The organism is Nocardiopsis sp. NPDC055551, from assembly GCF_053619415.1.
The window spans coordinates 28,537-40,552 of record NZ_JBSHJJ010000015.1 but is presented as its reverse complement, the minus strand read 5'-3'; the positions used below and the strand labels follow the sequence as shown (position 1 = coordinate 40,552).

The window sequence follows — 12,016 nt, the reverse complement described above, 5'->3', positions numbered from 1 at the left end:
CGGCCTTGCCCGTTGTTCCACGCGCGAACCCCGCTAAACCTTCCCGGGCGCGGTGAAGACCGGACCATGGTCCGATTTTCACCGTGGCGGGGCGGCGCCCACCGGCGTGATCCCAGGTTATGTCGCTGTTAACGCGTTTCCCAAGGGGGGATGAACATGACCAGGGAGTGATATCTCCCTCATCGGTGACGAACCACCCTGACCTGCGTCACCGGTGTGGTCCGCACACCGTGGGAGGATCGCCGAATGGCAGGACACCCGACTTCCCCCGGCCCGGATTCCGGGACCTCAATCGACCCCGAACGTGCACCGGGTACCCCGGTCCTGGACGGTCTGGCGGCGCCCGGCGCCGGTTCGGGCCCTCCTCTGCCCGAAGTGGCGGAGACGTTCCTCACCGAGTACGGGATCGACGCCCCACGCCCGCGCCTCATCCTGGCGTTGCTCTCCGACGGACGTTGGTGGAGCGCCAACGACCTGGTGCGGGCCGGTGGCATCGCCCACTCCGTGGTGCGTTCGCTACTGCGGGTCCTCGACGAGGCCGACGAGGTGGCCAGGGACGGAGACCGCTACCGGTTGCTGCGTCCCTCCCACTACCAGGGTGCGACGGCGCCGATGCTCGCCGACCCGGTGGCGCACATGTTGCCCGAGCACCCGCGGGCCGCCACGGAGCTGGTGCGGGCGGTGGCCGAGGGACCGGCCTCCGACCTGAACCTGGACCACGTGGCGGCGACGGCGGAGACGGCCCTGCGCCGCGCCCTGTTCCTGACCACCCGTTTCGACCTGACCCGGCGCACCCTGTTGTGCGTGGGCGACCACGACCTGACGTCGCTGGCCTTGGCGCTGGTACTGCCCGGGGCGAAGGTGGGGGTCGTGGACCTGGACGAGCGGGTCCTGGAGCACATCGACACGGTGGCCGAGCGCCTGGGTGTGACCATCCACACGCACAGCGCCGACCTGCGGTTGGGGCTGCCCGAGAGGTTGCGCGAGCGCGCCGACGTGGTCTTCACCGACCCGCCCTACACCCCGGACGGCGTGGAGTTGTTCGTGCGCCGGGGCGTGGAGGGGTTGGCTGACCCGCGCAAGGGCCGGGTGTTGGTGGCCTACGGGGCCAGTGAGACCACCCCGAAGCTGGCGGCCGCCGTCCAGACGCGGTTGGTGCGGATGGGGCTGCTCATGGAGGCGGTGTTGCCGGACTTCAATCGTTACCTGGGCGGGGAGTCGATCGGTGCCGCCAGCGACCTGTACGTGCTCCGGCCGTTGTCGAAGACGTTGCCCGCCCCCGCCGGTGAAAGCGCCCGGGTGTACAGCCAGGGCGTCAACGCCAAGGAGGCGCGGGGCGGAACGGACGTGGAGCGGGCCCGAGCGGTGCTGGATCGGGTCACCGAGGACAGCGCCGGGCGGGGTCACGAGGAGCTCGGGAGCTCTCCGGCGTTGGTGGGCGACTGGCCTCGCGAGGTGTGCAAGGAGGTCCGGGTACGTCTGTCCACCTGGATGGATTCCCCCACCGCGGTGGGCCCGTGCGCGGTGATCGACCTGACCGGTGGTTGGGACCGGATCGCGGCGCGGGTGGCGTTGGCCACGACCGCGGACAACGCCTACGTCCTGGTGCCGTCGTCGTCCAAGTGGGTGCGCGACGAGGCCGGGCAGGGGGCGTTCCGGTCGATGGTGGAGCCGGGGATGCGGGTGCGGTTCCTGCGCGGGTTCGGTGCCTCGGACCTGACGGCGATCCGGTTGGAGCGCGACCCCGAACCGGGTGGGAGTTCGGGCCGGTTGTTGGCCCATGTCCAGGGGCGTGCGCACGGGTCGCTCACCACGACGCTGCGGACCGGTCTGATGGAGGTGACGGCCTGGGGCGGGCGGCCGGTGAACAAGCGCACGGCCCGGCAGGCGGTGGCCTCGGCCCCGGCGTGGTTGCCCGGGCACACCCTGTTGGACCTGCCCGAGCACCGGTTCTCGGATCTGCGGGTCCTGTCCTCCGAGCTGTTGGCCAGGGTGGAGGAGGTCAGGGCCGGCTGACGTCCCCCTCCCGAGCAGGACGGCTCCCGAGTAGGACGGCGGGCCCACGGAGAACGACTCTCCGTGGGCCCGCCGCACGTTCGGTGGGTGTGTGACCCCGGTCCTACTCCCCGGGCGCCACCGGGACCTCACCCTCGCCGGGCAGCCCCTCCTGTTGACCGGGGACCTCGCCGGGGACCTCTTCGGTGCCTGGCTCGGTACCGGGTTCCGTTCCGGGCTCGCCGCCGGTCTCCTCGGTGCCTTCGGCGCCCTCGGTTCCCGTGCTCTCATCGTCGTCGTACTCGATCATGCGACGGAAGAGCGGGTCACGGAAATTGGCCAGGGCCACCAGCGGGGTGGACAGGGTGACGCGTTCGTCGACCGAGTCGGAGTCGGTGGGCTGGACCCAGACCACGACCAGGTAGTGGCCGCTGACGATGGCGTCGGCGGCGCTGTAGCCCGAACCGAGGCGATCGAAGGGCTCGGCGCCGGAGGGCGGCAGCACGAACCCGGGGTCGACGACCTCCTCCTCGGGATCGCCTCCCTCGGGTTCGGGCAGGTTCAGGGCCTCGGCCACCGCGCGGCTGCCCTCGACGTCGGCCAGGTTGAACACGGTGGCCACACCGAAGTAGTTGTCGGAGAGGTAGGCGGCGCGTCCGGCCTGGCTGCAGTCGGCGTCGGCGAGGGCCTGGGTGGCCTGCTCGCCCCACACCGCGCTGGAGCAGTCGTCGGTCAGCTCCGACTCCTCCAGGGTGAAGTCGATGCTCTGGCTGGAGATCTCGGCGTTGCGGCGTTCGAACAGCTCACCCTCGTTGAGGACACGGCCGTCGATCTCGCGGGAGGCCAGGACCTCGTTCATGTTCCCGGCGTCGCGGACCTTGTAGTCGGCCGGGCGGGTCTGCGGGGCGGCCGCGTCGCTCCCCTCGTCCCCCGACAGCTGGAAGAACAGGACCACGCCCAAGGCGATGAGGGCGACGACCAGCGTCCCGACGAGGATGACCAGCGTCCGACCGAAGCGTCGGGGTTCCTTCTTGCGTCGTCCACCGCTTCGTCGACGCCCACCCTCCTGGGAGGGGGCGGGGGTCTGCTGTTCGTCGGGTTCGTTGTTCTTCCTCCGGCGGCCCGGCCTGCCAGGCGTCGAGGGTTCAGAAGAGGACACCCAAAGGACCTTTCCGTGGGTTCGGGCCGGTCACCTGTGGTGACCGGCCCGCTTGCGCTCGGGTTACGAGAGGAGGGAGCTTCCACCTCGGACACGACCCCGGCGGGCGGGTCGATCTGTCCGAGATCCTATCGGGACGTCCGACAGGGCCGGACAGGCCCGAGGTTCGGCTCGCGCTACTCGCCCTCCTCGCCCCGGTAGGCGACGACCTCGTCGTAGACGAAGGAGAACGCGCTCATGGAGGCCACGTCCAGGGTCGCCAGGTCCGAGTCGTCTCCGGGTTCGGAGCCGTCGGCCTTGGCCGTCCAGAACACGGCCAGGTAGTGGCCCATGACCTGGGTGCTGGCCTGGCTGTAGCCCTCCTGCAACCCTTCGATGTCCCCGCCGGTCTGGCTCAGCAGGAAGCCGAGGTCGGTCTCGGAGTTGGTCGGGTCCAGGGCCGCCGCGGCGTCGGTGGCGGCCTCGCTGTCGGCCAGGTCGAACAGCGTCACCTGGGCGACGTACTCGTTGTCGGAGTCGGTGTAGACGCCGGAGGCCGCGTTGACGCAGTCACCGTCGATCAGGCTCTGTCCGAGCTCGTCGCCCCACACCATGGAGGTGCAGGAGTCGGTGACGGCGGAGTCGCGCAGCTCCAGCTGCATGTCCCCGAGTTCCAGTTCGCCCACGGAACCGAAGACCGCCTCCTCCGTCATGGGCTCGGCCTCGGCGGGACGTTCGTCGATGGGACCGAACACCTCCGGGTCGTTCTCCTGGAAGCGGTACTGCTCCGGGGTGAGGGTGCTGTGGCCATCGGGTGGGGCGACCACGCTCTGGTCGCCTCCGCTGGTTCCGCCGCCCCCGCTGACGAGCTGGTAGGCCAGCACCCCCAGGAGTGCGACCAAGGCGATACCGAAGGCGCCCAGGAGCATGCCCAGCACGGCGGTGCCACGCTTGCGTTTGCTCTGTTCGGCCAGGGTGTAGACGATCTGGTTGGGCCGGTCCCCCAGGACCGACACCTTCTTGATCGCGGACGCGGAGAAGGCGGAGACGCGGCCCACGCCGCGCTTCTCCTTGCTCCTGCGTCGTCCACCCCGACGACCTCCCACCGCTCCGTCCGCCTGGGGGTCGTCCCCGTCGCGGTCGTCGTAGTCGGCGTCGTCGTAGTCGTACTCCTCGTAGGAGTCCTGGTCACCCGACCGGTCCTGGGTGTGTCCGTACTCGGCGGAGAAGTCTTCCTCCGGGTCGTAACCCTGGTCGTACCCGTCGTCGTCACGCCCGTAGTCGGCGTGCTCTTCGGTGTGGGTGCCGGCGGCGCGACGGGAACCGCCGCGCCGCTTCTTGCGTCCGAAACCGGACTCGGCTCTGCTCACGGTCTTTCTCAAATCATCAACCCGTGGTCTGCTCGACTGGTGCGGAAATGGCCCGCGGCGCCTGCGGCCACGGGCCGCGGCGCCGAAATTCGGCGTCCCGCGTTACTCGGGCTTCGACCCGGAGTCGTCTCCCGCGCCCTTGGCGTCGTCCTCCGTCGAGCCCTCGCTACTAGATCGCTCAGGGCTCGGGTGGTATTCCGTACCGGCTTCGTTGGACACGCCACTGTCCTGGTCGAACGCAGATCCCTCGGTGTCGACCGCGCTGTAGACGGTGCCCTCCTCCTCGGTCCTGGCGCCGGTGTCACCGAAGACCTGGGTGCCCGCGTCCTGGCCGTGCGGAACCACGGCGGTGGAGAAGCGGTCGATACGGGTACCGGCCCACACGAAGAAGACCAGGGCGCCCAGGAACACGACGATGGAGGTCCAGTTGTTCAGGCGCAGACCGAAGAAGTCGTTGGCCGGGTCCACGCGCAGGTACTCGATCCAGAAGCGGCCCGCGCAGTAGCCCATGACGTAGAGGGCGAACAGGCGCCCGCCCTGGAGGGAGCTCTCGAAGCGTCGGCCCAGGTAGGCCAGGAGGACGGCCAGACCCAGGCACCACAGGGATTCGTACAGGAAGGTGGGGTGGTAGGTGGTCACGCCGGGTTCCATGCCGGCGCGCAGGTAACCCTCGGGGGTGAGGTTGATCTCCACGGCCCAGGGCAGGTCGGTGGGGCGACCGAACAGCTCCTGGTTGAAGTAGTTGCCCCAGCGGCCGATGGCCTGGGCGAGGGGGATGGTGGGGGCGATGGCGAAGGAGAGCTTGGACATCGACAGTCCGCGCTTGCGGGCGACCAGCCAAACACCGACCGCGCCGAGGGGAACGGCTCCCCAGATACCGAGCCCGCCCTCCCAGATGAAGAGGGCTCGGATGGGTTCCTTGCCCGGACCGAAGTACAGCTGCGCGTCGCTGATCACGTGGTAGAGACGGCCACCGATGAGCCCGAGGACGACCGCCCAGACCGCCATGTCCATGATGGTGCCGGGCTCACCGCCCATGGCCTTCCAGCGGCGCTCGCTCCAGAAGACGGCGACGATGACACCGGCGAGGATGCACAGGGCGTAGAAGTGGATCTCCAGGGGCCCGATCGGGATCGAGTTGACCTGAGGGCTGGGAATGGCCGCGAGGGCGCGGCCATACTCGGCCGCGCCCTCCGAAGCTGTCGACGACAATGTCACTGCTCTGCTCTCGGATCCGCCCCGCGTGCGGGGAGTCTGTTCAGGGGTTCTACTCCGTGTCACCCCCATCGCCCGCCGGCTCGGTCTCGACTTCGCCCGCGCCGGCGGAGGCGATCGCCTCGGAGAGACCGCGTGCCGTCATGGCGGAGTTGTTGTCGAGCAACTCGCCATTGATGTAGACGGCAGGGGTGCCGCGGAACATGTTGTCTCCGCTGTAGCGAGTGTAAGCCGTTCCGGTGGCGTCGATGATCTCGCCCGTGTACGTCCCGTCGAGGAAGGCGGGGTCGTGTCCGTTGTCGGCTCCCCAGGCGAGCAGGTCGGTCAGGACCATGGTTCCAAGGGTCTCCTCACCGATCTGTTCGGTGGCGTCCGCGGTCAGGGCCGGCAGGAACTCCTCGGTGAACTCGGTGACGACCTCGGCCTCGGCGTCGACGCGTTCGTCGAACTCGCTCGCCTGGGCCTCGTCGGCGTCGGTCTCGCGGAACCATTCCTTGAGTTCGTCGACGGTGAAGCCCTCGCGGCCCTCGGCCGGCTGGTTCTCGAAGAGCAGGTCGTTGTACTCGACGAAGACTCCGTGGTCGGCCGCGGCCCGAGCGGCGACACCACCACGCAGCGAGTTGCTGCTGATGGGGGTCGGCTGTTGGGCGAAGATACTGACCGGCCGGAAGTGGACGATGGCCTCGCCGCTCGCGGCGCGTTCCTTGAGGAGGTCTCCGTTGAGGAGTTCGAACTGGCGGCAGGCGGGGCACTGGTAGTCGGCGTAGACCTCGACGACGGGCGCGGAGACGCCCTCGTTCGCCATGACGACACTGCCGTCCTCCTGGAGGACCTGGGCGGCCAGTTCGCCGTCGTAGCCCTCGTCCTCGCCCGAGGTCATGACGGCGTAGCCGATCCCCACGATGAGCAGGACCACGGCGGCGGCGATACCGACGACGAGGAGGTTCTTCTTGCGTCGGGCCGCCCGCTTCTCCTTCTCCCGCTGTTCCTTGAGCTTCTCGCGGGAGCGCTTGCGCGCTTCACTCCCCATGCTTTCCTCTGTTTCTGACTTTCGGGTGGTCGATCGTCGTCTCGGTGCTCGTCGGGGTCACCGGTACAGGCCGAGGACGCGGTCGAGGGCGAAGGGTGAACGGGGCCAGATCGCGATGAAGGCCCCCATGGAGCCGAAGGCGATGTCGCGGGCGATGGAGAGCCCGTAGGTGGTCTCCCCCGGGTCGACCTGGCCGCCACCGCCGAAGCAGCCGCAGTCGATGGACAGGCCCCTGGCCATGGCGGAGACGATCCCGGCGATGAAGGCGACCATGAGGATCGCGCCGATCGCCCCGGCGTAGCGGGTGGCCAGGCCGAGCAGGAGCAGCAGCGCCAGCGCGAGTTCGAAGAGCGGGAGGGTGTAGCCGATGAGTCGGGCCACCTCGGTCGGGAAGAGGTCGTAGGCCTCCACGGCCTGGATCGACAGGGCCGGTGGGTACTTGGTGACGGCGGCGGTGATGAGGACGGCGGCCAGGCCGAGGCGGCAGGCGAGGCTGACCCAGGGCTGGATGTTCTCCCACCGCGTGGGTGCCTTCGGGGTGTCGTCGAGTGTGTCCGTCATCTGGCGCCTTCGGAAGGGAGGGGGTCGGTCTACCGCGAGCCTGGCGCGGGTTCCGCGTCCGGCCGCTCTTCACGTCGAAACAGATCCTACTGTCTGTAGTTCACGCGTGACACAGGGCTGTGGCATCCGGGTGCCAGAAGGGCGCTCTCGGATACTCGGGCTCCCGTCATCCCACCATCGAATCCGCCGCCATGGGGCGGGTTCACGTGCTTTCGGGGCCTCTTCTCACCCGATTCTCACCCTCTTAACCCGGGCCTTGACCAGGCGAGAAAAAAGACGGGCCGCACCATGACGGTGCGGCCCATCACAAGGGACCCGGGTCCCTGGATGACCTCGGAAGGGCCCTCCTAACGGGACCGAACGCCCTCGGCCAGTTCCTCGGCGAAGGAGCGGACGGCGACCAGACCGGTCTCCAGGTCGGGTGCGTCCAGGATCCGCTGGCAGAACCCGGCACCCACGATGACCCCGTCCGCGTAGGCGGCGACCTCCGCGGCCTGGGCCCCGTTGGAGATGCCCAGTCCCACGCAGATCGGCAGTCCCGAATCACGGGTGACCTCGCGGGTGCGGCGGACCAGGACCTCGGCGGTGTCGGAGACCTGGGTGCGGGTACCGGTGACGCCCATGAGGGACGCCGCGTACACGAAGCCGCCGCAGGCCTCGGTGGTCAGCGCCAGACGACGGTCCGAGGAGGAGGGCGCGACCAGGAAGACGCGGTCGATCCCGGCCTTGTCGGAGGCGGCGATCCACTCGTCGGCCTCCTCGGGGATGAGGTCGGGGGTGATGACCCCGGCTCCCCCGACCTTGGCCAGTTCGGTGGCGAAGCGCTCCACGCCGTAGCGTTCGATCGGGTTCCAGTAGGACATGACCAGGGCGGCGGCGCCGGTGGCCGCGGTGGCCTCCACGACCCGGAACACGTCGTCGGTGGTGGTGCCGGCGTCCAGGGCCCGGCCGGCGGCGCGCTGGATGGTGGGGCCGTCCATCATGGGGTCGGAGTAGGGCAGACCGACCTCGACGACGTCGCAGCCGCCCTCGACCATGGCCTGGACCACCCGGATGGAGGACTCCACGTCGGGGAACCCGGCGGGCAGGTAGCCGATGAGCGCGGCGCGGTCGGCCTCTCGGGCCTGGGCCAGCTTGCTCTGCAGTGTGGTGGTCGGCATCACGCCTGTCCCTCCGAGTCGACGAGGCCGAAGTAGTCGGCGGCGGTGTTGACGTCCTTGTCCCCGCGCCCGGAGAGGTTCACCAGGATGACGGAGTCGGGGCCCAGTTCCTTGCCCAGGCGCAGCGCGCCGGCCAGGGCGTGGGCGCTCTCGATGGCGGGGATGATGCCCTCGGTGCGGCACAGAAGCCGGAAGGCCTCCATGGCCTCGGCGTCGGTGACCGGCTCGTACTTGGCGCGACCGGTCGCGGCCAGGTGGGCGTGTTCGGGGCCCACGGCCGGGTAGTCGAGTCCGGCGGAGATGGAGTGGCTGGGCAGGGTCTGGCCGTACTCGTCCTGCAAGACGAAGGTTCGGGCGCCGTGGAAGACGCCGGGGCTGCCCGCTGTGATGGAGGCGGCGGTCCGGTCGGTGTCGACGCCCTCTCCCCCGGCCTCGAAGCCGTACAGCGCGACGCTCTCGTCGGGGATGAACGCGGCGAAGATCGCGATGGCGTTGGATCCACCGCCCACGCAGGCGGCGACGGCGTCGGGCAGCCTCCCGACGAGTTCGAGGACCTGTTCACGGGCCTCGGCGCCCACGACGAAGTGCAGGTCCCGCACCAGTTTCGGGAAGGGGTGCGGGCCGGCGGCCGTGCCGAACAGGTAGTGCGTGTGGTCGACGTTGGCGACCCAGTCGCGGAACGTCTCGTTGATGGCGTCCTTGAGGGTGCGACTGCCGATGGTGACGGGGACGACCTCGGCGCCGAGCATGTTCATGCGGGCGACGTTGAGCGCCTGGCGTTCGGTGTCCTGCTCGCCCATGTAGATGCGGCAGTCCAGACCCAGCAGGGCGCAGGCGGTGGCGGTGGCCACGCCGTGCTGTCCGGCCCCGGTCTCGGCGATGATGCGGGTCTTGCCCATGCGCTTGGCGAGCAGGGCCTGGCCGAGCACGTTGTTGATCTTGTGCGAGCCGGTGTGGTTGAGGTCCTCGCGCTTGAGCAGGATGCGGGCGCCGCCGGCGTGCTCGGAGAAGTTGTGCGCCTCGGTGAGCAGGCTGGGTCGTCCGGCGTAGGACTTGAGCAGGTGGTCGAGTTCGGCCTGGAAGTCGGCGTCGTCCTTGACCTTGGCCCACTGGGCCTCGACCTCGTCGAGGGCCGCGATGAGGGACTCGGGCGCGAAACGGCCACCGAAACGGCCGTAGTGTCCGCCGTCGTCGGGCACCGGTAGAGCGTGGCTCATGGGAAGTTCTCCTGGAAGGAGGCCGACCGCGGCGTTCCCCCGCCGGCGTCCGCGCCGCGGAGGTGCCGCGCGTCGACCGGTGTGCGCCGCCGGCTCCGGCGGCGGGATGGTCAGGGGTCAACGCGGCGGCGGGAACCCGCGGACAGGTGTGTCCACGGGCTCCCTAGAGCCATCGCCATCTGCGCGGGAGCGTGTGCGTGTGCCGCTCCGCGTGCGTGGTCGTCGTTCCCATCGGTCGTGGTTCCCTGTCAGTTCCGGTCGCGCAGAGCGGGGTGGGCTCCCGCGGTGACCAGGTCGGCGACGGCCTCGCGCGGATTGCGTCCGCGCACCAGGCTCTCTCCGACCAGGACCGCTCCGGCTCCGGCTCCGGCGTAGGCCAGCAGGTCATGCGGGCCTCGAACCCCGGACTCGGCGATTCTGACGCGGTCCGCGGGGATGAGCGGGGCCAACCGGGCGAAGGTGTCCCGGTCGACCTCCAGGGTCTTGAGGTTGCGCGCGTTGACGCCGATGACGGTGGCGCCGGCGTCGAGGGCGCGGGCGACCTCCGCCTCGTCGTGGACTTCGACGAGGGGGGTCAGGCCCAGGGAGCGGGCCCGTTCGACCAGGGAGACCAGGGCTTCCTGGGGCAGGGCGGCGACGATGAGCAGGATGGCCGAGGCGCCGAAGACGCGGGCCTCCCACAGCTGGTAGGAGCTGACCACGAAGTCCTTGCGCAGCAAGGGGGTGTCGACCGCGGCGCGGACGTTCTGGAGGTCCTCAAGGCTGCCGTTGAAGCGACGCTTCTCGGTGAGCACGCTGATCCACGTGGCGCCACCGGCCTCGTAGTCGCGGGCCAGGTCGGCGGGGTCGTCGATGGTCGCGAGCGGCCCCTTGGAGGGGCTGGCACGCTTGACCTCGGCGATCACGTGGACGCCGGGGCGGCGCAGGGCGGCTTCGGCGTCCGCGGGGACGGGCACCGTCTCGGCCTTGGCCTTGAGGCGGTCCAGCGGAAGGGCCTCCTGCCGCTGCGCCAGGTCCGCGCGTACTCCCTCGAGGATCTCGTCGAGCACGCTCACCAGTTCTTGCTCCCTCGTGAAGTATCGGTTCACGGTGACCGATCCGGCTCCTGGGGCGCGGGTCGGCTCGGCGGGCTTTGGGACGCGTCGCCGTCACACCGTGTGGTGGTCATGGTATCCATCCCGGTCCGCGTGGGGGTCGCCGCCCCCCTGCAGGTCGGAGGATTCGTGGTCACCAAGTGGGTAGGAGCGGGGTGCCCGGCGCGAGGAAGGAGAACCAGGGCAGGTTGCGCAGCACCCAGAAGGCGACGAAGGCGCCCAGGATGGCCCAGGCGAGCCAGGGTCTGACCACGACGACGCGTCTGGGCCCGGGGTCGGAGCGCAGGGAACGGGTCAGCCAGGTCACGTAGGCGTAGGCGATGTAGGGCAGGCACAGCATGAGCAGGAGGTTCATGCTCGCGGCGCCGACCACGTCCAGGTGGGTGAGGGCGGCCAGGGCCCGGGTGGTGCCACAGCCCGGGCAGAAGGTGCCGGTGAGCGCCAGCCAGGGGCAACCGGGATAGCCGTTGCCGGGGTCGTTGGGGTCGAGGGTGTGCAGGATCGCCGCTCCGACCAGGCCGAGGACGCCCAGGGCGATCGGCCAGGTGCCGGGGTGGACGCGCGCGCCGAGGGCCCCGACCCGGTCGGCCAGGGAGGGACGGGCGGGAGTCGTCGTGGGGGTGTCGTCGTGCTGCACGGGACCCAGCCTATCGAGGCCCCGAGGGACCGGTGGAACGACTGCGCCCCCGGCGATGCCGGGGGCGGAGTGGAGGATGCCGCGTGGTCGACTAGTAGTACGACGGCGTGGTGCTCATGGCGATGATCACCATGATGATCCAGAAGATGAAGTAGGCGATCCACAGACCAAGGCCGACCAGGCTGATGATGCCGGTGATCTTGGCGGTGTTGGACGAGGACTCGGCGCCCGCGTAGTCGCCCATCTGCCACTTGCTGTTCACCTGGAGGGCGAAGATGAGGCCGATGATGCCGGCCACGGTGCAGGTGAAGATGCCGACGATGTTCATCCACAGGTACGTCTTGGGCGGCTCGGCACCGACGGGGGGCTGACCCCCGAAACCGGGCTGGCCCCCACTGGGCGGACCGTAGCCGCCGGGAGGCGGACCGTACCCACCGGTGCCGTAGCCACCGGGAGGCGGGCCGGGGTTGCCGGGAGGCGGGGGACCATAGCTCATGAGTGGAGTGTCTTTCCGGAAGAGGACAAGGGGTTCTGTCTGGTGTGATGCGGCCTGGGCACACGTGGTTCCCAACGAGGGACAAGGTTGGAAATCACCAGAC

The 12,016-nt window shown here is 69.8% G+C and carries 11 protein-coding genes; 1 reads left to right on the top strand and 10 read right to left on the bottom strand.

Annotated features, from left to right (window positions below; translation table 11 throughout):
* Positions 1-246 precede the first annotated feature (246 nt).
* Positions 247-2,016 (top strand): bis-aminopropyl spermidine synthase family protein, encoded by a 1,770-nt coding sequence (locus ACWGSK_RS24380; protein ID WP_452456857.1) that lies wholly within the window; start codon positions 247-249, stop codon positions 2,014-2,016.
* A 103-nt stretch (positions 2,017-2,119) separates the two neighbouring features.
* Here ACWGSK_RS24380 and ACWGSK_RS24375 read toward each other — a convergent pair whose 3' ends face one another.
* The 10 genes from ACWGSK_RS24375 to ACWGSK_RS24330 form a co-directional block, all read right to left on the bottom strand.
* The gene (locus tag ACWGSK_RS24375) at positions 2,120-3,154 is read right to left on the bottom strand and encodes a hypothetical protein (RefSeq protein WP_452456856.1); all 1,035 of its coding nucleotides are present in this window, start codon (positions 3,152-3,154) and stop codon (positions 2,120-2,122) included.
* 176 nt (positions 3,155-3,330) lie between these two features.
* Entirely contained in the window at positions 3,331-4,503 is a 1,173-nt protein-coding gene (locus tag ACWGSK_RS24370) for a hypothetical protein (RefSeq protein ID WP_452456855.1), read from the bottom strand.
* Positions 4,504-4,605: 102 nt separating this feature from the next.
* The gene (lgt, locus tag ACWGSK_RS24365; RefSeq protein ID WP_452456854.1) at positions 4,606-5,715 is read right to left on the bottom strand and encodes a prolipoprotein diacylglyceryl transferase; all 1,110 of its coding nucleotides are present in this window, start codon (positions 5,713-5,715) and stop codon (positions 4,606-4,608) included.
* A gap of 55 nt (positions 5,716-5,770) precedes the next feature.
* On the bottom strand, positions 5,771-6,748 hold the full coding sequence (locus tag ACWGSK_RS24360) for a DsbA family protein (protein ID WP_452456853.1): 978 nt from the start codon (positions 6,746-6,748) through the stop codon (positions 5,771-5,773).
* A gap of 57 nt (positions 6,749-6,805) precedes the next feature.
* Positions 6,806-7,309, bottom strand: a complete 504-nt coding sequence (locus ACWGSK_RS24355) for a MauE/DoxX family redox-associated membrane protein (RefSeq protein ID WP_452456852.1) — start codon at positions 7,307-7,309, stop codon at positions 6,806-6,808.
* A gap of 347 nt (positions 7,310-7,656) precedes the next feature.
* The gene (gene trpA, locus ACWGSK_RS24350; RefSeq protein WP_452456851.1) at positions 7,657-8,469 is read right to left on the bottom strand and encodes a tryptophan synthase subunit alpha; all 813 of its coding nucleotides are present in this window, start codon (positions 8,467-8,469) and stop codon (positions 7,657-7,659) included.
* Positions 8,469-9,686: a tryptophan synthase subunit beta gene (gene trpB / locus ACWGSK_RS24345; RefSeq protein WP_452456850.1), complete on the bottom strand. Its 1,218-nt coding sequence runs from the start codon at positions 9,684-9,686 to the stop codon at positions 8,469-8,471. The genes trpA and trpB overlap by 1 nt, the downstream gene beginning before the upstream one ends.
* Before the next feature lie 248 nt (positions 9,687-9,934).
* Positions 9,935-10,741, bottom strand: coding sequence for an indole-3-glycerol phosphate synthase TrpC (gene trpC, locus ACWGSK_RS24340; protein ID WP_358510761.1), 807 nt, complete (start codon positions 10,739-10,741; stop codon positions 9,935-9,937).
* A gap of 172 nt (positions 10,742-10,913) precedes the next feature.
* Positions 10,914-11,417 carry a DUF2752 domain-containing protein gene (locus ACWGSK_RS24335; protein WP_452456849.1) on the bottom strand — a complete coding sequence of 168 codons (504 nt, stop codon included), beginning with the start codon at positions 11,415-11,417 and terminating at the stop codon, positions 10,914-10,916.
* A gap of 91 nt (positions 11,418-11,508) precedes the next feature.
* Positions 11,509-11,913, bottom strand: coding sequence for a CD225/dispanin family protein (locus ACWGSK_RS24330; protein ID WP_452456848.1), 405 nt, complete (start codon positions 11,911-11,913; stop codon positions 11,509-11,511).
* Positions 11,914-12,016 lie beyond the last annotated feature (103 nt).

Excerpts from the sequence above, each read along its gene's own strand:
- ACWGSK_RS24380 (WP_452456857.1), top strand. The coding sequence starts at position 247 with ATGGCAGGACACCCGACTTCCCCCGGCCCGGATTCCGGGACCTCAATC.
- ACWGSK_RS24360 (WP_452456853.1), bottom strand. The coding sequence starts at position 6,748 with ATGGGGAGTGAAGCGCGCAAGCGCTCCCGCGAGAAGCTCAAGGAACAG.
- ACWGSK_RS24355 (WP_452456852.1), bottom strand. The coding sequence starts at position 7,309 with ATGACGGACACACTCGACGACACCCCGAAGGCACCCACGCGGTGGGAG.
- trpA (WP_452456851.1), bottom strand. The coding sequence starts at position 8,469 with ATGCCGACCACCACACTGCAGAGCAAGCTGGCCCAGGCCCGAGAGGCC.
- trpB (WP_452456850.1), bottom strand. The coding sequence starts at position 9,686 with ATGAGCCACGCTCTACCGGTGCCCGACGACGGCGGACACTACGGCCGT.
- ACWGSK_RS24330 (WP_452456848.1), bottom strand. The coding sequence starts at position 11,913 with ATGAGCTATGGTCCCCCGCCTCCCGGCAACCCCGGCCCGCCTCCCGGT.